This is a genomic window from Streptomyces humicola, from assembly GCF_024436035.1.
GTDB classification, from domain to species: Bacteria; Actinomycetota; Actinomycetes; order Streptomycetales; family Streptomycetaceae; genus Streptantibioticus_B; species Streptantibioticus_B humicola.
On sequence record NZ_JANFNG010000002.1, the window covers coordinates 25,884 to 49,422 of the forward strand.

Below are 23,539 nucleotides of genomic sequence, written 5' to 3' on the forward strand. Positions count from 1 at the left end.
ACTCGCTCACGGTGTCCGCGGCCCGTCAGCGAGAGGACTCCCATGCGTGCTGTGGTGACTGGCGGGGCCGGATTCATCGGCTCCCACCTGTGCGAACGATTGCTCGCCAGCGGCAGTGACGTCGTGTGTGTGGACAATTTCCTGACGTCCGGTCTGCACAACATCGATCATCTGATGGAGCATCCCCGTTTCCGGTTCCAATACCTGGACGTCTGTCAGGGCCTCCACGTGGACGGCTCGATTGACGCCCTATTCCACCTGGCCTCGCCCGCCTCGCCCGCGGACTACCTCAGGCTGCCCCTGGAGACGCTGCGGGTCGGGTCGACCGGCACCTGGCACGCCCTGGACCTAGCCGCTGAGAAGGACGCGCGGTTCCTGCTGACCTCCACCTCCGAGTCGTACGGCGACCCGCAGATCCACCCGCAGAGCGAGGACTACTGGGGCAATGTCAACCCGGTGGGACCGCGCTCGGTCTACGACGAGGCCAAGCGGTTCGGCGAGGCGCTGACCATGGCGTACCGCAGGAGCCACGGCGTGGACGCCAAGCTCGTCAGAATCTTCAACACTTTCGGCCCCCGCATGCGTCCCGACGACGGCCGGGCCATTCCCACTTTCGTCCGCCAGGCGCTGGAGGGGCAACCCCTGACCGTCACCGGTGACGGCACCCAGACCCGTTCCCTGTGCTACGTCGACGACCTGGTCGGCGGACTGGTGCAGATGATGGCCAGCCCCCACGGCGGCCCGATCAACCTGGGCACCCCGCACGAGGTCTCCATGCTCGACCTCGCTCGATGGATCATCGAGCTCACCGACTCCGGTTCGCAGATCCAGCTGGTGCCCCGGCCGCAGGACGACCCGGAGAAACGCCGCCCTGACATCACCCTTGCCCGCGAACTGCTGGGCTGGGAACCGACGACCGACGTGGAGCAGGGGCTGCGTGAGACCATCACCAGCTTGAGTAATCGCCTGAACCAGGACGCTCCGGCCGGGCGCGAGGCCGCACTCCCGGCGCCCGAATCGGCGCTCACGGCAGGAGCGGCCTCGTGACGGTCCTGGTGGCCGATGTGCCCGACCGCACGGTTCCCACCGTCAGCTGCCTCGGCGTACCCATCACCGCCCACACCCGCGAGAGCGCGGCCCGCGAGGTCGTCCGGCTTGCCCGGCACCACCGCGACACCCGCTCGGCCACCGACGCCTGCGGCAGTGACGTACACCTGTGCAACGCCCACACCCTCGCCCTCGCCGATCGCGATCCGCGACTCCACGGCATCCTGGGCAGCGCCGATCTGAACCTCCCCGACGGCCAATCGGTGGTCTGGGCCAACCAGTTGCTGCACCGCGGCTCGTCCCTGCCCGCCACCCGGGTGTATGGTCCCGACCTGTTTTTGGACGTATTCGCGCACGGACAGGACGCCGGACTCCGGCACTACCTGCTCGGTTCCACCCTTGAGGTTCTGGACGCGCTGCGGACAGAACTGCTCCAGCGCTTCCCCCGATCCCAGATCGTGGGCACCTGCTCGCCGCCGTTTCGGCCCCTGACCGCCGGAGAACTGCGCGCCGAGGAAGAGGCCATCGCCTCCGCCGGCGCGGACATCGTCTGGGTCGGCCTCGGAACCCCCAAGCAGGACATCCGGGCGGCGCACCTCGCGGCTGCGCTCCCGGTCGTGACCGTGGCGGTGGGCGCCGCCTTCGACTTCGTGGCCGGCCACAAACGCCAGGCCCCACGGTGGGTGCAACGCCGGGGACTGGAGTGGGCCTTCCGCCTCGGCTGCGAACCACGCCGGCTGTGGCGCCGCTATCTCTTCGGCAACGCCCGCTTCCTCGGCGGTGTCGCCCGGCAGGCGATGGGTGATGGCGTGTCGTGGACGGCCGCGCCCTCGGTGCGCTCGACGTCCCGCAACATCGGGTTCCTTGCTGGGCGGGAGGAGCGGACATGAAGGCAACAGGTAGTCACCCCCATCTGGTCCCGCCCCCCCGCCGCCTGCATGTCGCCCTGGTGCACAGCTTCTACCGCTCCGCGAGCCCCAGCGGGGAGAACCAGGCGGTCGTCGATCAAGCCAAGGCACTGCGTCAGACGGGACACCGCGTCTCCATTGTCGCCGCCCATACCGACGAGCTCCAGGCAACACCGTTCTACGCAGCGCGCGCGGGCCTGACCGTGGCAACCGGTCGTGGGCGATCTCCACTGGCCGAGCTGAAGCGCCTTCGCCCGGACGTGGTCCACGTGCACAACCTCTTTCCCAACCTCGGCACCGGCTGGCTGAAACACTGGCGCGGCCCGCTCGTCGCCACCCTGCACAATTACCGACCGGCCTGTGCCGCCGGGACGCTCTTCCGGGATGGCAAGATCTGCACGGCATGCCCTGATGGCGACCAGTGGGCAGGGGTACGGTATGGCTGCTACCGAGGCATGCGCAGCGCAACACTTCCCCTCGCATGGGCCGGTCGGGCAGGGACAGCAGCCCATCCCCTGCTGCGCCGCGCCGACCGATTGGTGACGCTCTCGGAGCGGAGCAGGGACCTCTATCTGCGGTTCGGGTTGCCAGCCGGGAAACTTGTCGTCGTACCGAACTCCGTCGACGTGCCAAGGGACCTTTCGGTGGAGAGCGCACCGGCTCTGTCCGGGACGGGTGCTCGTTGGCTGTTCGTGGGCCGGCTGACCGAGGAGAAGGGAATTGTGCAGCTGCTGAGAAGCTGGCCGCAAGGGGAATCCCTCGACGTGGTCGGTTCCGGACCGCTGGAATCGGCCTGCCGCGCCGTCGCTCCGATCGGGGTACGGATGCTGGGTGCGCTTCGGCGCGAGCAAGTACTCGCTGTACTCGCGCGCTACACCGGTCTCGTCTTCCCCAGCATCTGTTTCGAGGGCGCGCCTCTGGTCTGCCAGGAGGCGTTGGCGGCAGGGGTGCCTGTGCTGGCCCTGGCCGGAACGGGGGCGGCCGACAGTGTGGCCCGCGACGGTACGGGCGCTGTTTACCACAACGCTGATGATCTGCCACGGATCCTCACGGCGGCGGGCCGCACCTTCCCGGGTCTGCGTGAGCACTGTCGGCGGGTGCATGCCGAGCGCTACAGCGTCCGGTCGTGGACGCAAGCGATGGTCACCGTGTACTCACAGGCCATAGGGCATGCCGCAGGCCCTCGGGAAGCTGTCGCCGCCGGGGCGCCGACATGCTGAGTAAGTCCAGTCGGCGGCGCGTCGTTGTGGTACAGCCGTACGTTCCCGGCTACCGCACGCGTTTCTTCGACCTCGCGCAGGGCATTCTCAATGCCGAAGGCGTTGTGCTTGAGGTGCTGCACGGACCTCCTCCACCAGGCTTTACGGCGAGAGGTGACGCGTCTTCCTGCGCCTGCACGACGCAAGTGCCCATCGGGCGGATCGCCGTCCCGGGTGGCCGGCACCTGAATTGGCGCTGTGTGCAACGGCAAGCGGCTTGCGCTGATGCGGTCGTGCTGGAGCAGGCACTACACAACCTGGAGACGTACCCCCTTCTCCTGACGCAACTGATCGGGCGGGTGAGGTCGGGAGGTCCCCGCCTGGCCTTCTGGGGCCACGGCAGGACTTACACCAAGCCGGCCAGCCGACTCGAGTCTTTTGCCAAGGACACGCTGACACGGTGCGGCGCGTGGTTCTTCGCCTACACAGAGGGCGGAGCCGCACACGTCGCCTCGCGAGGCTTTCCCCGGGAACGCATCACCGTAGTGCGCAACTCCATCGACACCGCCGCGTTGTCCGCCACCGCCGACCGTGCCCGGCGACCGGGAACGGCAGAGTACGCCGATACGTTGGTGCTCCGCGAGAGGTATGGCCTGGTCACCGGACGTACGGCTCTGTTTCTGGGCGGACTGGACGCGCCCAAGCGGATTCCCTTCCTGCTGGAATCCGCCCGCCGGATCGCGAGTCGACTGCCCGGCTTCCGCCTTTTGGTAGCCGGGGACGGCACCGATCGGAATCTTGTGGAGGAGGCCGCTTCCCGCCCAGGCAGCCCGGTGGTCGCCGTGGGCCACACCACGGGCCGGCGCACCGCGCTGCTCGGCGCTGTCAGTGACGTGATGCTGATGCCCGGACGAGTCGGGCTGTGTGCGGTGGACTCCTTCACCCTGCGCACGCCCATCGTCACCACCGACTGGCCTTGGCACGCCCCTGAGTTCGAGTACTTGACCGACGGCTGCAACTCCCTGGTCACTGCAGACGACGTGACGTCGTACACGGGAGCGGTGGTCGACCTGCTCGGCAACCGCTCCCGACTCGAACAGATCCGTGCCGCCTGTTTAAGGGACTCCGCCGACTACACCGTCCAAGGGATGGCCACCCGATTCTGCGATGGGCTGCATCGGATGCTCGGCAACGGGTCACGACGGTGACCAACAACCACAATTCCCAGAAAGATGTACTACCGCATCGGTGTGAAATCTTGCGAAACGCAGAGCCGCGAGAAGGACAGGTCCGGGAAATCAGTTAACGTTTCTGAGTGGCTGTCATGAGAGAAATCGTCAAGTTCATGGTCGGCGGAGCGAACCGCCCGATTGCCCAGGCTCGTCTGAGACGTGCGCTGGCGGTGGTTACCAAACCGTACAAGATCGAAATTGGCGCACATCGCACCGGGCATCCCGGCTGGATCGGGACCGATATTTCATGGCGCACTCGATACTACATGGATGCCACCAAACCCTGGCCGGTCCCGGACGACTCGGCGAGCCATGTCTATGCCGACAACATGATCGAACATATCCGTATGGAGCCGAACCGGATAATGTTCAGAGAAGCGCGAAGGGCGCTGGCGCCAGGAGGGAAGATCAGGTTGGCGACCCCCGATGTAGAATACGCCGTCGAGCTCTATGTAAAGAATAACGAGGAAACAAGAGAAGCGATCGACAGGTCGGCTTGGGAAGCGCATCACCCGGTTGACCTGCTGCGTATCCCCTTCCAAGAATGCGGTCACCACCGAGGCTATCTCTGGGACTTTCAGTCGCTCAGTTCTGAACTAGAAGCGGCCGGGTTCACCGGTGTGCGCCGCTACGATCCAGGCCACAGCGACGATCCAAATTTCAGGAATCTGGAATCCCGAAAGAGCTGGGCGCTCATCGTGGAAGCAGAAGTCGACTGACAGCTCCCGGCCTGCGGTATCGGCCGATCATTGACCTATCAGCAGCTTGCGGTCCGATGTTTCGCAGCCGACACCACTACGGGGTCTTCGCATACTCGGGAAGAGATGAAGTGCCGTCAGGTCAAGGCATCTGTACGATGGCATTTCAGGTGCCCCCGCGTGGAGTCCCGCAGGCGGGCAAAGGCGTCGCAGACATCGGATGCAGCCGAGTCAATAATGGAGAGGGCAACTGAGGTGAGGCCGAGAGTCGCCTGGTACACACCACAAATCCTACCCTATTCCCAGACATTTGTCGCAAACCAACTTGCTGCATTGCGTGGAGTGGATGCTGCTTTGTTCGGTGTCGATGTCGTTCCGGACATCGAAGTCCGGGGAACCACATGGGCACTTGGATCCCATCGTCCGTTCGGACGATCTCAAGCGATTCTCCTCAAAGCGACTCGAAGGTCCCCTGCCCTGTGCGGCGCGCTTCGTACATTCGCCCCCGATGTTTTGATCGCCCACTTTCTGCAGTGCGCCTGGCGTATTGCGCACGTAACCAAAAATGCCGGAGTCCCACTGGTTGCGATGTGTCACGGATCAGATCTGCTGACGCTGCGCGGAAGCAAGCGCCGACAATCGAGAAGTACGCGTCAACTCGCGGCGAACTGGATGCGTTTCGTTGAGGACGTGCGGCTTTTCCTGCCGGTGTCCGAGTTCCTGGGAACTCGGCTTCTGGAATCCGGTGTGCCGCCCTCCCGGGTCGCTGTCCACTACCTGGGGGTACCGATTCCAAGCGGCGACGACCTCGGGAGCGCGGCGGAGTGCTCCGCAGTGTTGTTCGTCGGCCGACTTGTCGAGAGCAAAGGCTGCGACCTGCTGCTGCAGGCTGTGGGGGACATCGCTCGTGGTCGACGGGTCGACGTGACGGTGGTGGGGGACGGCCCGCAGCGGAGCGCCCTGCTGAAGCAGGCTGCAGGCCTGCCGCCCGGTGCCAGGGTTCGCTTCCCGGGGAGCCTGTCGCAGAGGGCGGTTTTTGCCCTGATGAGGCAGCACCGCATGCTGTGCGTGCCGAGCGTGGACGTCGCTTCGGGGGCCTCCGAAGGGCTTGGCCTGGTCGCCTGTGAGGCCGCAGCCCATGGCCGTCCTGTGATCGCATTCGACACGGGCGGGCTACGAGAAACCCTGATTCACGGGACGACCGGCCTATTGGTCCAACGACGAGACAGAAGAAATCTTGCCGAGGCTCTGGAAGCCATCCTTTCCGACGACGCCATGGCGGAGGCAATGGGTCACGCCGCCAGGCAGTTGGCGGTGGAGAAATTTGATCTCTCCCGACAAGGCCGTCGGCTCTTCGAGAAACTTCTGGCAAATGGCTTGATTTGTTCTGAGAGTGACCGGGAGATGCATCCGGAATGAAACCAAGGCCACCACGTGTTCGGCTGGCCGTCCCGACCACCGGCCATCGCCTCCCCTACCTTCAGCAGTGCTTGGAATCGATCAGTCGGCAGGACGAGTCCATCGAGATCGTGATGGTTGCTCCAGCCGCCGCGGCTCCAGGACTCCGTGCCCTCGCAGAAAATTACTCATGCCAGTTCATGGTCGAACACGACCACGGTATCAGCAATGCGATCAATCAGGCTTGGGAGGACGCGCGGACGGACTATGTCGCGTGGCTGGGTGATGACGACCTGCTTGCCGATGGTTCGATTTCGGCCGCTGTGGAAGAGCTCGACAGGAGTCCGGCCGCGGTTATGGTCTACGGCAGGGTCCGAGTCATCGACGCGCAAGGAGATCACGTTTACACCATGCGTCCTGGGAAGTTCGCAGCCAGCCTCATGAGGTACGGTCCCAACCTCGTCTGGCAGCCCGGTTCCCTGTACCGGAGAAGCGCTGTCCAGGAGGCCGGCATGCTGGATTCGTCGTTGCGCTACGCGATGGATTTCGACCTGCACCTCCGATTGCGTCAAAAGGGCGCCCTCATATATCTCCCCCAACTTCTCGCCTCCTTTCGTTATCATCCGACGTCTTTGACGGCCGACAACCCTGAGCCAACCCGTGAACCTCGGCTTGTCGTGCGCCGATACCTCGGACCTGTTGCGAGATCATGGGAAGGCTGTTGGTGGCCGGTCGTCAAGAACGCCGGCCGAGCCTGGGGGGCCATACAGATGCGAACAGGCCAGAGATGTGACCGGTAAGTAGGCCCCAATCGAGGGGAATTACGCTATGAGCCCGACAGGGAACGCAACCATGAGCACAGTGATCGACGAGGACCGGACGCGTGCGCTAAGGGCCCTCGACCGACAGTTCCGCGCCAGTCGGACCAGGCTCCGGTACCGCGTGCTGCGCCATCCTCTACGGCTCGCCTATCCCACACCGTCCCGGCTGCAAAAATGGAAACAGCATGGATTTAGCCTGCAGGTGAAGGCCCGTACGCCATGGGGACAGCGGATTGTTGTGACATTGCCCGACGACGTATCCATCTCATTGCGATGGAACGGGTTCTTCGAGTACGACCTGAGCGTGTTCTACCTCCGACACCTGCAGCGGGACATGACGTTCATCGATGTCGGCGCCCATGTCGGGTACTTCAGTATGCTGGCGAGTAGGGCAGTCGGTCCCGCCGGTCGAGTCTTCGCGTTCGAGCCGACTCCGTCGACGTTCAGCGTCCTCACGATGAATGCTGGTACGGAGCCAAATATCACACCGATCAACAAGGCGGTGTGGTCCGAAGCCTCAGTGATTGACTTGCATGATTACGGGCCGTGTTTCAGTGCGTTCAACTCCGCTTTTCGAGCCCGGCTCCCCGAATCGGTGAGAGCCGATCTCACCGAGCGTACATATTCTGTCCCGGCTGTGCGGCTCGACGATTTCGTGCGCGACCAGGGGTGCATTCCCGACGTGGTGAAAATCGACGTGGAGAGCGCCGAGATGCACGTGCTTCGCGGAATGAAGGACATGCTGAGCGGACCGCGGCCGATCGTGTCGCTGGAAGTGGGTGACATGGACGTGCCAGGTGCCGCACGCAGCCGGCTTCTGGTCGAGCACATCATGTCCTTCGGCTACCGCGCATTCGAACTACACAACGGCCGTGCGGCCCCGCACCAGTTGAGAGAGGAGTACGGATACGAAAACATCGTCTTCGCGCCCTCGGAAAGAGCCGACCAGCTCTGATCAGAAATCAAGATCAGCCAGGCGGGCGGCCGCATCCGCGCGGCATGAGCCGGACGAATGGGGTTGGTGCGGTCGGGTTGTCAGGCTGCGGTGCGGGCGGGGATGAGGGAGAGGCGTTCGAGTTCGCGGACGAGGTCACGGGTGCCGCGGACCGGATCGGCCAGGCGTTGGTGCCAGTCAGGGCCGACCTCTTGCTAGGTGGCGTCGATTGTTGACGAGGTGCCAGACGATGACCAGGATCGAACGGGCGACGGAGACCAGATCCTTGTTGTGGCCACCGCGTTTGACCAGGCGCCGGTAGCGCGTCCGAGGAGGGTGTCCGTCTTGGCGGCGGCCGTCGCGGCCTCGCCGAGCACGCCCCGCGGCCAGGGGTTGCCTCCCTTTGGTGGTGCTGCTGGTGTTCTTGCCGCCGGACCGCAGGGTGCGCGGGCCCAGCTTGGCCCAAGAGACCGGCTGGCAGCGGTGAGGCAGGCAGCCATGTCCATGATCCGCGGCCGATCAGCAACCGCCGGACGGCGGCGATCCGCGCTGCCCTTGCCCGGATCGCACCGGAGCAGGTGCGAGCCTTCCGTGCCCGCCATGGTCTGACTCCGGTCGCGTCCGCGGACGTGGTGTATCGCCGAGACTGAGGGGTGGTTGAGGCGGGGCACTCGATTGGCCTACCGGTCGAGTTCCCGGGGCGTCGGCGACGCCCCGGGGTTGGTACTGGTCTGGCCGCGGCATTCGGCGAGGATGTCGGGGCCGATGTAGCGGCCCTGCTCGGTCCACTCGTCGGTCTGCCCGGCCAGGACGGCGGAGACGCGGCGGAGGACCGCTTTGCGGTCGGGGACCTGCGTGCGCAGCCTGTCCCGGCGACTGGCTGGGGGCCATGGGGACGATCGCGGCGCAGGAACCTCGATCATCTCATCACAGGAAAGGCACTTATCTGTCCGTCGGCCTCCGCTCGCTTCGGCTACGTGCGGATTGGGCCCGGGTTCCGCAGCAGTAGGGCTGGCATAGTCCACGAAGACTACTGCCGACGTGCAGGAAGGTGTAAACGATCAGCGCGAAGGCGTGTTACGAGGGCCAGGTAGCCCTGGTCAGCGCCCTGCGACACTGGCGATCTGCCCTCGGAATAGGAGAGAACCGAGCGACTGATTGCCCACTTTGTCAGGATCTTGGAGTGGCTGATCCCCGGAAAGAGGCGAGGGAGGAGCGCTGGAGATCGAGTAGGCCGACGTCTCGCAACTCGGCTCCGAAATAACGGCCTTGACGAACCTAACGCGCTGAGCAGCAGGAATGCCAGCGCCCAGTCACACGCTCCGTCACCATGCCTTCGGACGTTCTCGCTGATCAGCCCGTGTTTTCGTGGACTATGGCGGCCCTACTGCTGCGGAACCCAGGTTGGGGTGTGAGTCGTGGCCGGCCGGACAATGCCCCGTCGGGTCGCGTTCGCAGCCGACCTCTCAGAGTCGTGTGGGCACATACGATCGTTGCTGATGGGCTAAGGGTTGTCCCGTAAGTAATCTTGATGTGGGATGATCTTGGGTGTGGCTGGTGTGATCACGGCGTCGGAGCCCTCCTGGATAGAGCCGTTCTCCGGACTGAGCCCGCGCGCCTTCGGGAAGTTGGTGACCGTGCTGCGGCGTGAAGGCGCCGATGCGCCGGGGCGAGGCCGGCCGTGGAGTCTTCCACTGGAAGACCGTGTGCTGCTGGTGGCGGCCTACTGGCGCACGAACCTGACCATGCGCCAACTCGCCCCGTTGTTCGGTGTGTCGAAGTCCGCCGCGGACCGGATCATCGATCACCTTGGCCCGCTGCTGGCGCTGCAGCCGCGTAAGCGGTTCCGCAAGGACGCGGTGCTCATCGTGGACGGCACCTTGGTCCCCACGCGCGACCACACGGTGGCCGAGCAGTCGAAGAACTACCGGTATTCGACCAACCACCAGGTCGTGATCGACGCCGACACCCGGTTGGTCGTCGTAGTCGGCCGGCCGCAGCCCGGCAACCGTAACGACTGCCGGGCCTGGAGCGAGTCCGGCGCGAAGGAGGCCGTGGGGAACACCACGACGATCGCCGACGGCGGGTACATCGGCACCGGCCTGGTCATCCCGCACCGGCGACGGAGGAAGGGCGAGGAATTGCCTGCGTGGAAGCAAGAACACAACAAGTCCCACAAACGGGTCCGCGCCCGCGTCGAGCATGTCTTCGCCCGCATGAAGGGCTGGAAGATATTGCGCGACTGCCGGCTCAAGGGCGACGGCGTGCACCACGCCATGCGCGGAATCGCCCACCTGCACAACCTCAACCTCGCCGGATAGGCGAAGCGCACCCACAGCCGACCACACCCACACTAGGCCGTAGATCATTTACGGGACAGCCCTTAGGTAGATCACCGCAGCCGCTGCAGCAGTCCCCAGGTACACACCCTGGAGCCGGGGCCACGGCGAAAAGAGGAGGTCCCAGCCCAATCGTCCCACGGCAAGGGAAAAGATCAGCGCAGCCGGCCCCGATCCCGCTCGTACCGCGGCGATCAGTGCCCACAGGACGAGCAGCACCGGGAAGAGCAGTCCGGGGAGTACGAGGATCCCGGTCTCGGCCCACAGTTGGAAAAGTACGGAGTGCAGAAAGAGACCCCGGCTGAAGTAATAGTGCGTGAGGCCCTCGTGGACTGTGACGCCGATGGCGTCCATCTTTTCCATGAATGCGGCCTGCGTCTCCCGGCTCACCTGCGGCGCCACACCGCGACCTGCCAGCGGCGAGTCCTCGATTACGGCGCTGGAGGCAACGAATGCCGGTCGGGCTCCCAACAGGGCGCCGCCCTCGATATGGCTCTGTGCGTCCCACTTCGCTTCTTGCTGCACGCCGAGCCGCCCGCTGCTGGCGATGTGCCCGTACGAGACGTAGATGACGCCTGCCAGCGCGCAGATACTGGCTCCGATCAGCATGCAGCGCTTCCACGCCGTACCCGAGCCGCCGCGGGAGGCAAGGACGCCGACCGCTCCGGCCAGGGAGTCGATCAAGAACTCTGAGCGGAACCCGAGTTCCACGTTCAGTAGGGCTACCGCCAGCATCACCGATGCTGCGAGGACACGTTTGCCCCGGCTTTGGAGCGTGGCCGACAGGAGGACCGCCCCCAGGCTTCCCACCGGACCGTATCCGTATTTCCACGGATCCGCTTCGAGTCCTGCGGTCGAAACGAACGCGATGCCTCCCACCAGCCCGACAGCAAGCGACACGATGTACGTGTTCTTAACCTTGTCGTGCTGTTGGAACGCCCACATTCCTGCGCAGAAGCTCAACGCCACGGTGAGGGGGCGGCACAGTGCGTAGACCATGTGTCCCAGAGGGTCGTGGACGATCACCTCGGTCAACGCCGCCGCAAGCAGCCACAGGGCGAGGAATGCCAGGCACATGCGCCCCTGCTTCCATCGCCGCGTGGCGGTCAGGACGACGGGTCCCATCGCCAAAGCGGTGGCGTGCCCGATCGTCACACCGCCATTGGGGTACAGGGACCATGCGGTTCCCAGGCCGAGCACCGCAGCAGCGATCGGGGTCAGCATGTCGTTTGTGGGCGGGGCGACATGTGCGTGGGGGGCAGGTGCGGGTGGTGGTGTGCCAACCGCTGCTTTCGCCGACCGCTGATGCATGGAGCGGATTTCGTGGCGCGGGGGTGTCGCGGTGGTGTCATGCATGGGACAGGGCCTTTCGCAGGCTGGGTACAAAGACGGCAGCGGTGAAGGCGACTACCGAGCCGATCACGGGGCCCGGTGCACCGATCAGGCGCGCGAGAGGGATGGACAGGGCGAGATTGGCGGCCGCCATGATGCTGACCCTGACCGCTTGGAAGCGGAGGCCTGCGGCATCGGTCAGCCACATGCTTACCGGGTAGTTGATGGCCTGGACGAACAGCAGGGCTGCGAATGCCGCCATGAGGTCTGCGCCCACTTGGATCCGGCCGTGCATCATCCACGTGCCGACCGTGGGACCGAGTAGGACGACGCTCACTGCGGCGACCAGTCCTCCTGCCGCGAAATGAGCGGTCAGCCTGAGAAGATCGCGCCGGGAAGGCTCGTCCTGTGACTCCCTTTGATGGGCGAAGAGCGTCCACAGCGGCATCCCCGCAACGCTGATCAGGCCGATCACCGGGGCGAACAGTTGCGCCCCGGCCGAGTAGACGGCGACGTTGGTGGGATCGGCAACGTGGCTGAGGACGAGCCGGTCGGTGGCGTAGGCCACCGCCGACCCGGCGTTGATGACGACCATCGGCACGGCGAGATGGCGGATGCGCGCTCGGGGCTGACGTCGCCGGACACTGTCCGCGATCAGGCGGAGCAACGGCATTCCCAGGAGCCGGCTCCCCAACACCAGGCAGAGTACGCCCACCGCGCACTGTGCCAGGAAGCCCGACGCGACGAAGGCCGCGGAGGGAGCGTGTACGGCTGCGGCAGTCAGCAGCAGCAGGAGGGCGAACACGCTTCCCGCCCCCTGCAGCATGAGGGCGACGTGAGCCCGGTTCAGTGCAATAAGGACAGATTTGCCCAGGCCGAGCGGGAGGCCGCAGCCGAACAACGCGAAGGCGACCGCGACGCATGAGTCGGCACCCGGTTGTCCGGTGTGGCCGAGAAGAGGAGTCCATACCCCCAGGCAGGCCGGAACGATACCCACGGCGGCGATGAGGGCGCCGGCGCACATCAGGGCGCGCGCACCCGAGGTGATCGCACGGCGCAAAGGCTCCCGGTCCCCGTCGCGGCTGCGTGCCATCGCGTTCACGACGGCAGCACCGGCTCCGAGGTCACCGAGAGGCAACAGCGCCGTCAGCGTGGTGGCCAGCGCAAAAAGGGCGTATCCGGGCACTCCCAGAGAGGACACTACGGTCCGAGTCGTGACCAGCATGGCGACTGCGGTGATGGGCAGGGTCACAGCTTTGACGCCTACCGAGCGGGCGGCGGCTCTCAGATGAGGTGCCGTCCTGCCGCCGGCCGGCGCGACAGGGAGCGTTTTGGCCTCCGGCGGGATCGGCGGAGCCGAGGGTACTGCCTGCGGCTCCGACTTCGGAGCGTCCGGTGTCCGATGGACCGGCTCTGTCGATGAGTCCGGTGGGTCTTCCGCTGACCTCTCGGACGGTCGAAAACCCGTCACCACTTAGCCAGGTGAGAGGGCCGGATGTCGAGGGGCATACGGCCTCCGTTGATGCGGCTTGGCGAGAAGGGTCATGCATGTATCACTGATAGTTTGTAAGTAGATGCGCATTATGTGCGAGTATTTTCGGAATTGCTATCCCCGCGTCGCCTCAGAGGAGCTTCTGAAGTGGAGATCGCTCTCACCGGCCTCTGCCGTCGCAAACGGACCATGCTCCGTGTGGCCGTACCCCCTGCTTACACACACCCATCGCACTACGCGGTCAGGGACCTCGTTGCCGAGTTGACCGCCCAGGGAGCGGTCCCCCAGCCGATCCCGGTGAGCCGGCGAATCGGCCGGGTCCTTGCCAAAGGCCACATCGCGCTCCCGTCCCCCCTGCGCCGTCGCAGGGGGCCGGTCCTCGTACCCCTGATGGGGGCACGATTCGCGGAGCTCTACGGGGCGGCCTTGACGGGTGACGTCGTCCCATACTGCTGGGACGTATGGGAGCCGCAATGGCGTAAGTACGTTCAAAGATTGCGACCGCTCCGGCCGCGCGTGGTGTTCGTGACCGCCGCACAGTCCGCGCAGTTCCTAGCGGGTGCGCTCCCGGACTCCAAGGTGGTCCACCTCCCGGAGGCCACGCGAATGTCCTGGTTCACTGCCCGGCGCCCGCTGGCCGACAGGTCAATCGGCGTCCTGGAGCTCGGGCGACGGTTCGAGGTGTGGCATGAGGCAGTGCGAGAGGCGGTGCGAGTGCGTGGGTGCCACCGCCACATCTATACAAGTTGGAGTGACCAGTTGGTGTTCCCGGACGAGCGGGCCTTGCGTGATGGCTTATCAGATACGGTGGTCTCTGTATGTTTCCCCTCCTCGATCACGCATCCGCGCCGGTCGGGACAGGTCGAGACCATGACGCACCGTTACCTGGAGAGCATCGCGTCAGGGTGCCTTGTCGTCGGGCATGCGCCATCGGAGCTCGTGGAGCTCATCGGATACAACCCGGTGGTCGAGGTCGACTGGAGTGCTCCAGCCGACCAGTTGCTGGACATCCTGGCCGCACCGGAGAAGTGGCAGTCTCACGTGGACAACGCGTTACGACGAATGCGTGAGGTGGGCGACTGGAGTGAGCGGGTAAGGAGAATCCGCGAAACGCTCGAGGCGAACGGGTTCGGAGCGACACTTTCGGGAGGGACGGTCCGGACAGCCGTCGGCCGTGCCCGGTAAGTCCTTTCGGATCGGCACGCCGTGAGCTTGATCCCGGCATCCTCGAGTTCTTTCTCCAGTCGCTGGGCCTCCCGGCTGAGCTCCGATCCCAGGGTCGAGCGGTAGCGGGTGAGGTCACGCAGATGCCGGATGGGCTCCGGGGCACGAAGGAGGCCTTCAACAGACCGCACTCGCCCAGCTGACACGGCCACGGCGCGTCCGCGACGTCGGTCTTGCGCCCGGGCAGGCCCTTGGCGTGCGCGGCGTTCTGTGATGCCTGTGAGCTCGTCGTGTCAGTTTGGCGTCGGGGATCGTCGACAGGATCGGTCGATTGTTGCTTGAGCACGTGGACCAGACTCTTCAGCCCTGTGGTCCCTCCGGACGGCACACCCGAGTACACCGCGACGGCCTTCGGAGGGGTTCATGGACGTGCAGCACGAGAGGTGCGCCGCACTCGACATCGGCAAGAAGGACCTCAAGGCATGCGTGCGCACCCCGAGCCCGAGTGGGCGCCGCAGCCGCCGGCAGGGCTGCACGAATACTATGTTGATCTAGGCGGAGGCGTGTCACTAGCACTAGGGACACGCGCAGTCAGCGCGTTGCCGCCATCGGCTCAGCGCATCGCTTTGGACGGTTCTCGGCAGGTGAATTGACCTGGCATGCAAGCATCTTGACTCAGTGAATGCTCGCAAAGACAGGCCCTGCGGTGCGCTCGGGACGGTAGCGTAGTGAGTTGCAACGCGACAGCCACGGAGTCGACTTGACGGGTCCAGGCCGCTGACCTGCACTAATGCCAACGCCTAGGGACACGCCCCTTCGTCATGTCGCAGCACATTCCCGCAGATCAGACCCCCTTTTCGTGGACTAGGACAGCCTCGCTTCTGCGGAGCCCCGGTCACCCGCTGAGTGCCTTTCTTGCAGGGACGATCAGGACTCGACGCCCTCGATCATCTCAACCCGAGGAACGCACTTGTTCGTCCATCAGCTCCCGAAGGCACCGGTTACCTGCGGATTCGGGTCTGAGGAGCACGCAGGCACCTCGCCGATCACGCCGTTACGGCACAGCCATGGCAGGGATGTCCGCTGTGGTGGTCTGCGGCAAAGCGGCCAGTTCCGCATCGACCATCAGGCCGGCCAGTTGCGGCGCTCGTACGGTCGGGCGCCAGCCGAGGATCCGCTCGGCCTTGGAAGCGTCGCCGACAAGGTCATCGACTTCCGACGGGCGCAGGTAGCGGTCGTCGAAGCGCACGTGGTCGCGCCAGTCGAGGCCCACATGGGCGAAACAGTGTTCGGCGAATTGCCGCACACTGTAGCTCGTGCCGGTGGCGATGACGAAGTCGTCCGGGTCGTCCTGCTGGAGCATGCGCCACATCGCGTCGACGTACTCCGGTGCGTAGCCCCAGTCGCGGCGGGCGTCGAGGTTGCCCAGGTACAACTCGTCCTGCAGACCCGCCTTGATCCGGGCGGCGGCCGTGGCCACCTTCCGGGTGACGAAGGTCGGTCCGCGGCGCGGTGACTCGTGGTTGAACAGGATGCCGTTGACCGTGTAGAGGCCGTATGCCTCCCGGTAATTCCGGGTGACCCAGTAGGCGTACACCTTGGCAACCCCGTAGGGCGAGCGGGGGTGGAAGGCAGTGCCCTCGTGCTGGGGTGGCGGTGTCGCGCCGAACATCTCGGAGCTGGACGCCTGGTAGAAGCGGCAGGGCAGGCCGATCGCCCGAATGGCTTCAAGTAGCCGTGTCGTGCTTAGCCCGGTGATGTTCCCGGTGAACTCGGGTTCGTCGAAGGAGACCCGGACATGTGACTGGGCGGCCAGGTGGTACACCTCGTGGGGCCGCACCTTCTCCAGCAGGCCTGCGACACGAGTGCCGTCGGTGAGGTCGCCGTAGTGGAGAAACAGGCGCGCCCCGGGGTCGTGCGGGTCGCTGTAGAGATGGTCGATGCGGTGCGTGTTGAAGGTGGAGGCTCGCCGGACGATTCCGTGTACCTGGTAGCCCTTCTGCAGCAGCAGCTCAGCAAGGTACGACCCGTCCTGGCCGGTGATGCCGGTGATGAGCGCTGTCTTGGCTGTCACACGCACTCCCTACTGGTGGGCTGTCAGATGGGATTCCGTCAGCGTACGGACCCGGCGACCAAAAATTAATCATTTGGTAGTCTTCTACCATCATTTATCCGATTCGGCCCATACAGTGGTGATTCACACCCACTGGCTCCGACCGGGGACGGACATCTTGGATCTGCGCGACTACCTACGGGTCCTCTCTCGCGGCTGGCGCCTCATCGCTGCACTGACGCTGCTGGGCGCGGGGCTCGGCGTACTGGCCACCTACTCCGCCACACCCGAGTACCGGGCCAGCACCACGCTCTTCGTGTCCATCCAGGCCGGGACCGACACATCCCAGCTCAATCAGGGCAACGACTTCACCCAGGCGCGGGTGCAGTCCTACGCCGAGATGGCGGCGAGCCCCCTGGTGACCCGGCCCGTCGTGAAGGCCCTGAAGCTCGACATGACCCCGGAGCAACTGGCCCGCAGGATCACAGCGACGGCCAAGCTCGACACCGTACTGCTCCGCATCACCGTCACCGACACCGCACCGCGTCGGGCGAGCCTGATCAGCAACGCTGTCGCCGAGCGTTTCGCCGAGATGGTCAGCGGGTTGGAGAGGCCGACCGGCGCAAAGGTCTCGCCGGTGAAACTGAGCGTCACGGAGCCCGCCTCCGCGCCTGCCGCGCCCATCTCCCCGCGACCTTTTCTCAATCTCGCGCTCGGTCTGCTGTCCGGACTCGCCCTCGGCGTCGGCTGCACGGTGCTGCGCGAGTCGCTCGACACCTCAGTGCGAACCAGCCAGAATCTGGCCGCCTTCCTGGCCGCGGCGGACGGTCCGCCCGTTCTCGGCGGAATCGTGCACGACTCGCGCAACTCCCGGCAGTTGGTGGCTGCACGGGACGACATGCACGGTCTGCGCGCCGAGGGCTTCCGGCAGTTGCGTACCAACCTCCGATTTGTGGAAGTCGACCGGCCACTCAAGGTAATCGCGGTGACCAGCGCGATTCCCGGCGAGGGCAAGACCAGCGTCGCGGTCAACCTGGCCGCCACGATGGCAGAATCCGGTGCCAAAGTGTGCCTGGTCGAGACGGACCTGCGCCGTCCCACCGCCTCCCGCGCTCTCGGTCTGGTCCCGGACGCCGGGCTGACAACCTGTCTGATCGGGCAGGCACATGTGCAGCAGGTGCTGCAGTCAGCCGGCACGTTCATGGTGTTGACCAGTGGGCCGGTGCCGCCCAATCCGACGGAACTGCTCGGCAGCGAGCAGTTCCGCACCATGCTCAGCACTCTCTCGGAGGAGTTCGACCACATCGTGATCGACACTTCCCCGGTGCTCCCTGTCGCGGACACAGCGGCGATGGCTCAGGTGGTGGACGGATACGTGCTGGTGGTCCGCGCTGCCCGCACCGGTCGTACCCAGGTCGTCGCTGCTCTGGACGCCCTTCGGCGTAGCGGCACTCCCGTCCTGGGCACGGTCTTGAACATGGCTTCAGTGAAAGGCGAGAGGAAAGTCTACGGATATGCATACGCTTACCGGCCACTGCGAAGCCGGCCGAATTCCCAGCCTTTCACGGTGCCGCAGTCATGCCGCAGAGGGAAATGGAAACGGTCCGCAACGATGAGCCCAGTCGGTCCGATCGGTGAACCCATCAGCGACCATCCCCTCGCCGGCGGTGGCGCCGACTCCGCAAGAGCGATCGGAGGCCACCACGACCACCGCCATGGCGGATGAGCCGGCCGTGGAGGCGACACCTGCAGCGGCGGTCGACGGGGCAGACGAGCAGGTCTGGCTGCCGTCGAGTGCCCGCATTTTCGTCGCCGGCCACCGTGGTCTGGTCGGGTCGGCGGTCACCCACCGGCTCATCGCCGACGGACATGAGGTGATCACCCGCGACCGCGGTCAGCTGGATCTGCGCGATGCCGAGAAGACCGGCAGGTTCCTGGCGGACATCCGCCCGCACGCGGTAGTGCTGGCCGCCGCGAGGGTCGGCGGCATCATGGCCAACAGCACCTTCCCCGTGCAGTTCATCGAGGACAACCTGCGCATCCAGCTTAGCGTGATCGCGGGTTCGTACGCCGCCGGAGTCGGCCGACTGCTCTTCCTCGGCTCGTCCTGCATCTACCCGAAGTTCGCCCCACAGCCGATCCGCGAGGAAATGCTACTCACCGGCCCGCTGGAGCCGACGAACGAAGCTTACGCGCTCGCCAAGATCGCCGGGATCGTCCAGATTCAGTCCTACCGTCGGCAGTACGGCGCCTCGTACATCTCGGCGATGCCCACCAACCTGTACGGTCCGGGCGACAACTTCGACCTCGCCACCTCGCACGTCCTGCCTGCCCTGATCCGCCGTTTCCACGAGGCGAAGCGCGACGGCGCGGCTGAGGTAACCCTGTGGGGCTCGGGCACCCCGCGCCGCGAATTCCTGCACGTCGACGACCTCGCCGCGGCCTGCGCAATCCTGCTACGGAGCTATGACGGCGACGAGCCGGTCAACGTCGGCTGCGGCGAGGATATCGCGATCCGTCAACTCGCCGAGACCGTACGGTCCGTCGTCGGATACGGCGGCCGCATCGCCTGGGACACATCCAAGCCCGACGGCACGCCCAGAAAACTCCTGGACATCTCCCGCCTCACCGGGCTCGGTTGGAAGCCAGCCGTCACATTGCGCGAGGGAATCGCCGCAGTATATGCGGACTGGCAGGCGTGACCGTTGAACAATCGTCCCCGCGCGTCCTGCCGGGCAGCTGCCGGTCCGACCTTGTCAAGTTGTCCAAGGGCTGGCCGGTTGAGGGCGTGTCGGGTCGTGGTGGGGTGGGTGGCGGGCTGTGGATCAGGCCGTGGCGGACATGGCGGTGGCGCCGTTGATCTGGTTCCAGGTGGTGAAGCGGTGCTGCATCTCGGTGCGGTAGTCGGGTGCGGTCATCAAGTGGCGGCGGGGCCGGAAATGCGGTGAGATCGCACTGAATACGGCGAGGAACCGTTGGGTTCTGCCGACGCAGCGGAAGCCCTTCATGCGCGTTCACGTTGCCGGATGGGCCGGTGGCTGTACTCCCCGGTCATGCACAGTCCCCGTTCACTGACCCGGGCGTTGAGGGCTGGGCCGCCCACCCGGAAGGGCTGGCCGCCGACGCAGCCACCCAGGATCATGGTCACCACGTGCCGTCCTGCAAGGGGAGGAACCCATGTCCCGAACGTCTCCGGCCCGCCGTCTTCGGTCCGGTCCCGAGCGTGACCGCGTCGCCGCCGAACTGAAGACGAAGTACGCGCAAGGTGCCTCGATCAGGGCCCTGGCCGAGCAGACCGATCGCTCCTACGGCGGCGTGCACCGCCTTCTCGCCGACGCTGGGGTGGTCTTCCGCCCGCGTGGCGGCGCGATCCGCAAGGCTGCGGAGCCGTCGTGATCCCACTGCCACCGCACCCGACCAAGGGGGCGGCGTCCTGCCCGGCATCACCCCTGGCGAGCACCGACCCGGCCGGTGCGGCGCGTACGAGCAGGAGCAGGGGCCAGAGTCCGAGGAAGACGCGGAGCCCGGCCCCCGCGAGCACCATGACGTGCGGGGACCGAGCCGCCTGCCCCCTCCCCGAGCCGAGGGCACCTGCTCAACGAACATGCCGCCAGCACGATACGCCTACGTCAATATGCCGGTGTGTCGATCATCACCCGCAAGAGTGACGGGGGATCGCGACGCTCCGGAACAGCGCCCCAACACCTCCCTGCACAACGCACACCATCACGTCAACCACTGGCCAACACTCTTCGCCGCACCCCTCGCAAAGGCGCAGCTCAAAGGCGCAACTCACCGTCAGCCCGGCGCGCCGAACCCGGCGCTCGTCCTACGAACGTCACGCAACCGGCGCCGCCCAAGGGCGGCCGAGCGCGCCTGTGACCGAGAACGCGCCATCGCGTCGCCCCGCACAAGGCCCTTACCTTTACCCCGTCATTCCCAAAAACCGGAAAACAGGCCAATGCGGAGCATTCCATGCCAACGTCAACAGATAGAGAACGACAGCAGGCAAACCGGGAGCAGCGCGCACGGGACGCCTTGAAGGCTGCCGAAGAAGCGGCGTGCAGGCTTCAGGCCGCCCTGGCCTTCGTGGGTGTGAAGCTTCCGTCTTTGCGTGCAGTCACCACCATCGACGGGCTAGGCCATGTCGAGTTGGGCGGTTGCCCGACCCGCACGGCAGCTCAGCTCGCAGACCTCCTCGGCGCTGCCGCCCCAGCCCTCCGCAAGCCCTTGCCTGCCCCTCGGTAGCCGCACCCACGGGTGCGCACTCAAGCAGCCCGGATCTTCGCGGTCGTCTTCGGGGGAGCGGTTCGCCACTGCGTGTGGCATATGCACACGAATAGTCGCAGGGGCCGTGCCGAAACGACCGCCGCGTCGTTGGCCAGCACCCCGGAGGCCGCCGGTTGTCCGGGGGTGCTGATCAGCATGTCGTCCGTCACGTGAAGGAGTCCACCCATGTCCCGTATCGCCACAGCGGTCGCCCTCACCACCGCCGCAGGTGCGGCCATATCGCCACCACAGGCACAGCCACCGCCAACGCCGGCACCGAAGGAGCCTCAGTCGGCTCACCCGGCGTCGCGTCGGGGAACCTCCTTCAAGAGCCGACCTACCTCCAGATCAACCTCCGCGGCAACACCCTCGATGAGACCGGCGTGCTCAACCCCGCCGCGGGCAACGCCTGCGTCAACCGCTGACGCGTCGAGAGGCTGCGCATTCCTCTCGTACCCGACCGGAGGACTGCGGCCAGCCGCGCCGTGGAGTCCTCCCACCACTGTGCCCCGCCGCCTGGTGCGTGCCCCAGGTGGCGGGGCACAGCCACCACCGTCGAGCCCGAGCCAGCGATCGCCCGTGCGGCACGCACCACGCTGCCCAACCCGGAGAACACCATGACGTCCATCGCCAAGATTCTCGGCGCCTTGGTGGACACGCTCCACCACCACATCCCAGACCTGCAAGAACTCCGCCTGGGCCGCCTCCCGAGCCAGATCAAAGCGCCCGATCAGTGATCCCGAACGAGCACCGCATGAAGGGCAACGCCCTGCTCCTGGGCGCCCGCCGGGACGAGGAGCTTGGGCCGTTCGGCCCGTACGGAAGCGGCAGCGAGCCCGACACCGGCCAGGACCAAGAGCCTAAGACCGAGCCGGAACCCTGATCAGCGCCGCCGCCAAAATCGCGTTCCGACACTCAAGGCCCATGTGCGAATCTGGCGACGACACCGTCCAACAGATCGCCGACGGGTTCGGCGTCACCCGCCCCATCATCTACCGCGGCCTCAGCAACGTCACCGCGCCCGGCGGCCCAAGCGCCCTCGCTACCGCCGACCTGTTCACCGTGCTGTAGCCACCCGCGTCGTCCGCAGCGCGCGGACTGGACTCGCCTCCGCTTTTCGAACACTTTCCACGAGCGCTCGCGGTACCAGGACGCAGCCCAACGGCATTGCCTGGCATGCGGCTTCAAAAGCACGCACTCAGCACATGACAGCGCCGTACCCGCCGATGCCAGGCGCGGCCGCATCACCGATGAGCCGTATAACCCAGACGATTCCCTGCCGAGGCGTAACGACCGCCAGGAGGCTCACCAGTGACGCGCGCGAAGTACGTGCGATCCGCCCGCTTGGCCAGCTCGGCGGCGTCGTTCGCCTCGATCACGTAGGTTCCGGGCAGGCACCCGCTCGCGAAACCCGCGAAGTTGAAGTTGCCGTTCAGGTCGGACGTCACCGTGTGGCTGCCGAACTTGTCCCCGCTGCACGCCGCATCCAGGCTCGGGCTTGTAAGAGTGAAGGGACCGATGAGAGTCACACCCACCTGGCCCCAAGCGGTGGCGGTGCCGGCGGGTGTTCGCTGTCCTGTGTGCTTCCATCTCGCCAGGAGGCTCACATGATGACTGAGGACCGACAGCAGGACACCCACCCGCGAGCGGGTGCGTCGCGGCGGCGGGTGCTGGCCACGGCCGCCCTGACGCCGATGCTGGCCGAGGGCGCCGGCCCCCGCTTGGGCCCTGGCCGACCAGGCGGCGAAGGAGACGAGGCGCGGGCCGGTCGAGCCGGTGCCCACCACCCCGTCGGGCTGGACGTGCGTGGCCGACGTGCTGGGCCGGACGGGCGACATGAAGCGGAACCTGATGTACCACACGGGTCTTCCGCGCCGGGACCTCGTGGCGGTCTCCCACGGCGTCGTCGTCGAACCGGCGCTCGCTCTCGGGTCGCACGTGGCCTTCGTCCGTTACGCCGACGGCGGCGCGCTGCTGATGGGCGATGTGGTGGTTACCGAGGGCGAACTGCAGCAGTTCACCGACGTCCTGCACGAGCACGGGATCGAGCAGACCGCGATCCACAAGCACCTGCTCGCCCAGATCCCCGACGTGTGGTGGGTCCACGTCCACGCGCACGGCCACGACCCGGTGGTGATCGCGCGCGGCCTGCGTGCGGCGTTCGACCGTACCGGCACACCGTCCCCGGCACCTTCCGGCCTGCCACGGCCCATCGACGTGGACACTACGGGCATCGATGCCGCGCTGGGCGTCAAGGGCAGCGCCGACGACGGGATCTACAAGAGCACCTTCGTCCGCCGTGAGACCGTCATCGACGGCGACCTGGTCCTGCCCTCGGGCCTGGGATCGACCACCGCGTTCAACTTCCAGCCGGTGGGCGGCGGCCGGGCCGCGATCAACGGCGACTGCGCCATGATCGCCGGAGAGGTCCAGGACGTCCTCATGGCTCTGCGGCGCGCCGGGGCCGAACTCGTCGAGCTGTACAGCCACGGACTTTGGGACGAACCCCGCCTGTTCTTCATCCACTTCTGGGCGGTCGGGGACGGCGTCGGGCTCGCCCGGGGCCTGCGCGCCGCGGTGGACGCCACCAACGTTGTACCGGTCGGGGGCTGACGAGCCGGGCGACGACAACGCATGGGCATGGAGCAGCGAA

22 protein-coding genes and 1 pseudogene are annotated in these 23,539 nt (G+C 66.1%); 17 read left to right on the forward strand and 6 right to left on the reverse strand.

The features are described from left to right. Positions 1-42: 42 nt before the first annotated feature. The 8 genes from NGB36_RS03525 to NGB36_RS03560 all read left to right on the forward strand — a co-directional run bounded on the left by NGB36_RS03525 (position 43) and on the right by NGB36_RS03560 (position 8,258). Positions 43-1,047, forward strand: a complete 1,005-nt coding sequence (locus NGB36_RS03525; RefSeq protein WP_255918560.1) for a UDP-glucuronic acid decarboxylase family protein — start codon at positions 43-45, stop codon at positions 1,045-1,047. Then, entirely contained in the window at positions 1,044-1,937 is an 894-nt protein-coding gene (locus NGB36_RS03530) for a WecB/TagA/CpsF family glycosyltransferase (protein ID WP_255918561.1), read from the forward strand. Before NGB36_RS03525 ends, NGB36_RS03530 begins: the two co-directional genes overlap by 4 nt. Beyond that, positions 1,934-3,175: a glycosyltransferase family 4 protein gene (locus NGB36_RS03535; protein ID WP_255918562.1), complete on the forward strand. Its 1,242-nt coding sequence runs from the start codon at positions 1,934-1,936 to the stop codon at positions 3,173-3,175. Before NGB36_RS03530 ends, NGB36_RS03535 begins: the two co-directional genes overlap by 4 nt. Before the next feature lie 272 nt (positions 3,176-3,447). Next, on the forward strand, positions 3,448-4,362 hold the full coding sequence (locus tag NGB36_RS03540; protein WP_255918563.1) for a glycosyltransferase: 915 nt from the start codon (positions 3,448-3,450) through the stop codon (positions 4,360-4,362). Positions 4,363-4,478: 116 nt separating this feature from the next. Next, the gene (locus NGB36_RS03545; protein WP_255919004.1) at positions 4,479-5,105 is read left to right on the forward strand and encodes a class I SAM-dependent methyltransferase; all 627 of its coding nucleotides are present in this window, start codon (positions 4,479-4,481) and stop codon (positions 5,103-5,105) included. 216 nt (positions 5,106-5,321) lie between these two features. Further along, positions 5,322-6,503 carry a glycosyltransferase gene (locus NGB36_RS03550; protein ID WP_255919005.1) on the forward strand — a complete coding sequence of 394 codons (1,182 nt, stop codon included), beginning with the start codon at positions 5,322-5,324 and terminating at the stop codon, positions 6,501-6,503. Further along, the gene (locus NGB36_RS03555) at positions 6,500-7,282 is read left to right on the forward strand and encodes a glycosyltransferase (RefSeq protein WP_255918564.1); all 783 of its coding nucleotides are present in this window, start codon (positions 6,500-6,502) and stop codon (positions 7,280-7,282) included. Before NGB36_RS03550 ends, NGB36_RS03555 begins: the two co-directional genes overlap by 4 nt. A 52-nt stretch (positions 7,283-7,334) precedes the next feature. Further along, a complete protein-coding gene (locus NGB36_RS03560) occupies positions 7,335-8,258 on the forward strand; it encodes an FkbM family methyltransferase (protein ID WP_255918565.1) in 924 nt (307 codons plus the stop codon). A 659-nt stretch (positions 8,259-8,917) separates the two neighbouring features. On the opposite strand, the gene NGB36_RS03565 is transcribed toward NGB36_RS03560, so the two are convergent. Beyond that, on the reverse strand, positions 8,918-9,160 hold the full coding sequence (locus NGB36_RS03565) for a hypothetical protein (RefSeq protein WP_372509358.1): 243 nt from the start codon (positions 9,158-9,160) through the stop codon (positions 8,918-8,920). Positions 9,161-9,787: 627 nt separating this feature from the next. Here NGB36_RS03565 and NGB36_RS03570 point away from each other — a divergent pair. Beyond that, a complete protein-coding gene (locus NGB36_RS03570) occupies positions 9,788-10,558 on the forward strand; it encodes a transposase (protein ID WP_255918566.1) in 771 nt (256 codons plus the stop codon). A 48-nt stretch (positions 10,559-10,606) separates the two neighbouring features. Here the strand turns inward: NGB36_RS03570 and NGB36_RS03575 are convergent, their stop codons facing one another. Together NGB36_RS03575 and NGB36_RS03580 are read right to left on the reverse strand one after the other, a co-directional pair. Further along, positions 10,607-11,800 (reverse strand): hypothetical protein, encoded by a 1,194-nt coding sequence (locus NGB36_RS03575; protein WP_255918567.1) that lies wholly within the window; start codon positions 11,798-11,800, stop codon positions 10,607-10,609. Between the two features lie 124 nt (positions 11,801-11,924). Further along, positions 11,925-13,094 (reverse strand): lipopolysaccharide biosynthesis protein, encoded by a 1,170-nt coding sequence (locus tag NGB36_RS03580; RefSeq protein WP_255918568.1) that lies wholly within the window; start codon positions 13,092-13,094, stop codon positions 11,925-11,927. Between the two features lie 453 nt (positions 13,095-13,547). On the opposite strand from NGB36_RS03580, the gene NGB36_RS03585 reads away from it, so the two are divergent. After that, positions 13,548-14,585: a glycosyltransferase gene (locus NGB36_RS03585; RefSeq protein WP_255919035.1), complete on the forward strand. Its 1,038-nt coding sequence runs from the start codon at positions 13,548-13,550 to the stop codon at positions 14,583-14,585. Positions 14,586-15,618: 1,033 nt separating this feature from the next. Here the strand turns inward: NGB36_RS03585 and gmd are convergent. After that, the gene (gene gmd, locus NGB36_RS03595; RefSeq protein ID WP_255918569.1) at positions 15,619-16,638 is read right to left on the reverse strand and encodes a GDP-mannose 4,6-dehydratase; all 1,020 of its coding nucleotides are present in this window, start codon (positions 16,636-16,638) and stop codon (positions 15,619-15,621) included. A gap of 157 nt (positions 16,639-16,795) precedes the next feature. On the opposite strand from gmd, the gene NGB36_RS03600 reads away from it, so the two are divergent. Both NGB36_RS03600 and NGB36_RS03605 read left to right on the forward strand, forming a co-directional pair. Further along, positions 16,796-18,343 carry a tyrosine-protein kinase domain-containing protein gene (locus NGB36_RS03600; protein ID WP_255918570.1) on the forward strand — a complete coding sequence of 516 codons (1,548 nt, stop codon included), beginning with the start codon at positions 16,796-16,798 and terminating at the stop codon, positions 18,341-18,343. Continuing rightward, positions 18,333-19,319: a GDP-L-fucose synthase family protein gene (locus NGB36_RS03605; RefSeq protein ID WP_255918571.1), complete on the forward strand. Its 987-nt coding sequence runs from the start codon at positions 18,333-18,335 to the stop codon at positions 19,317-19,319. The genes NGB36_RS03600 and NGB36_RS03605 overlap by 11 nt, the downstream gene beginning before the upstream one ends. A gap of 123 nt (positions 19,320-19,442) precedes the next feature. Here the strand turns inward: NGB36_RS03605 and NGB36_RS03610 are convergent. Then, positions 19,443-19,663: pseudogene (locus NGB36_RS03610) on the reverse strand (IS6 family transposase); the annotation flags it as partial. A gap of 131 nt (positions 19,664-19,794) precedes the next feature. Here NGB36_RS03610 and NGB36_RS03615 point away from each other — a divergent pair. The 4 genes from NGB36_RS03615 to NGB36_RS03630 all read left to right on the forward strand — a co-directional run bounded on the left by NGB36_RS03615 (position 19,795) and on the right by NGB36_RS03630 (position 21,957). Beyond that, complete coding sequence (locus NGB36_RS03615) at positions 19,795-20,013, forward strand: helix-turn-helix domain-containing protein (protein ID WP_255918572.1); 219 nt, start codon at positions 19,795-19,797, stop codon at positions 20,011-20,013. 1,043 nt (positions 20,014-21,056) lie between these two features. Further along, on the forward strand, positions 21,057-21,311 hold the full coding sequence (locus NGB36_RS03620; RefSeq protein WP_372509359.1) for a chaplin: 255 nt from the start codon (positions 21,057-21,059) through the stop codon (positions 21,309-21,311). Positions 21,312-21,640: 329 nt separating this feature from the next. Further along, a complete protein-coding gene (locus tag NGB36_RS03625; protein ID WP_255918573.1) occupies positions 21,641-21,769 on the forward strand; it encodes a hypothetical protein in 129 nt (42 codons plus the stop codon). A gap of 41 nt (positions 21,770-21,810) precedes the next feature. After that, a complete protein-coding gene (locus NGB36_RS03630; RefSeq protein ID WP_255918574.1) occupies positions 21,811-21,957 on the forward strand; it encodes a hypothetical protein in 147 nt (48 codons plus the stop codon). 173 nt (positions 21,958-22,130) lie between these two features. Here NGB36_RS03630 and NGB36_RS03635 read toward each other — a convergent pair whose 3' ends face one another. Beyond that, a complete protein-coding gene (locus tag NGB36_RS03635; RefSeq protein WP_255918575.1) occupies positions 22,131-22,334 on the reverse strand; it encodes a hypothetical protein in 204 nt (67 codons plus the stop codon). A gap of 328 nt (positions 22,335-22,662) precedes the next feature. Between NGB36_RS03635 and NGB36_RS03640 the strand changes: the two genes are divergently transcribed. Continuing rightward, complete coding sequence (locus tag NGB36_RS03640; RefSeq protein WP_255918576.1) at positions 22,663-23,499, forward strand: DUF1259 domain-containing protein; 837 nt, start codon at positions 22,663-22,665, stop codon at positions 23,497-23,499. The last annotated feature ends 40 nt before the right edge of the window (positions 23,500-23,539 follow it).

Excerpts from the sequence above, each read along its gene's own strand:
- NGB36_RS03630 (WP_255918574.1), top strand. The coding sequence starts at position 21,811 with ATGTGCGAATCTGGCGACGACACCGTCCAACAGATCGCCGACGGGTTC.
- NGB36_RS03615 (WP_255918572.1), top strand. The coding sequence starts at position 19,795 with ATGTCCCGAACGTCTCCGGCCCGCCGTCTTCGGTCCGGTCCCGAGCGT.
- NGB36_RS03555 (WP_255918564.1), top strand. The coding sequence starts at position 6,500 with ATGAAACCAAGGCCACCACGTGTTCGGCTGGCCGTCCCGACCACCGGC.
- NGB36_RS03625 (WP_255918573.1), top strand. The coding sequence starts at position 21,641 with ATGAAGGGCAACGCCCTGCTCCTGGGCGCCCGCCGGGACGAGGAGCTT.
- NGB36_RS03525 (WP_255918560.1), top strand. The coding sequence starts at position 43 with ATGCGTGCTGTGGTGACTGGCGGGGCCGGATTCATCGGCTCCCACCTG.
- NGB36_RS03560 (WP_255918565.1), top strand. The coding sequence starts at position 7,335 with ATGAGCACAGTGATCGACGAGGACCGGACGCGTGCGCTAAGGGCCCTC.
- NGB36_RS03605 (WP_255918571.1), top strand. The coding sequence starts at position 18,333 with ATGGCGGATGAGCCGGCCGTGGAGGCGACACCTGCAGCGGCGGTCGAC.
- NGB36_RS03565 (WP_372509358.1), bottom strand. The coding sequence starts at position 9,160 with ATGATCGAGGTTCCTGCGCCGCGATCGTCCCCATGGCCCCCAGCCAGT.
- NGB36_RS03545 (WP_255919004.1), top strand. The coding sequence starts at position 4,479 with ATGAGAGAAATCGTCAAGTTCATGGTCGGCGGAGCGAACCGCCCGATT.
- NGB36_RS03550 (WP_255919005.1), top strand. The coding sequence starts at position 5,322 with ATGGAGAGGGCAACTGAGGTGAGGCCGAGAGTCGCCTGGTACACACCA.
- NGB36_RS03535 (WP_255918562.1), top strand. The coding sequence starts at position 1,934 with ATGAAGGCAACAGGTAGTCACCCCCATCTGGTCCCGCCCCCCCGCCGC.
- NGB36_RS03575 (WP_255918567.1), bottom strand. The coding sequence starts at position 11,800 with ATGCTGACCCCGATCGCTGCTGCGGTGCTCGGCCTGGGAACCGCATGG.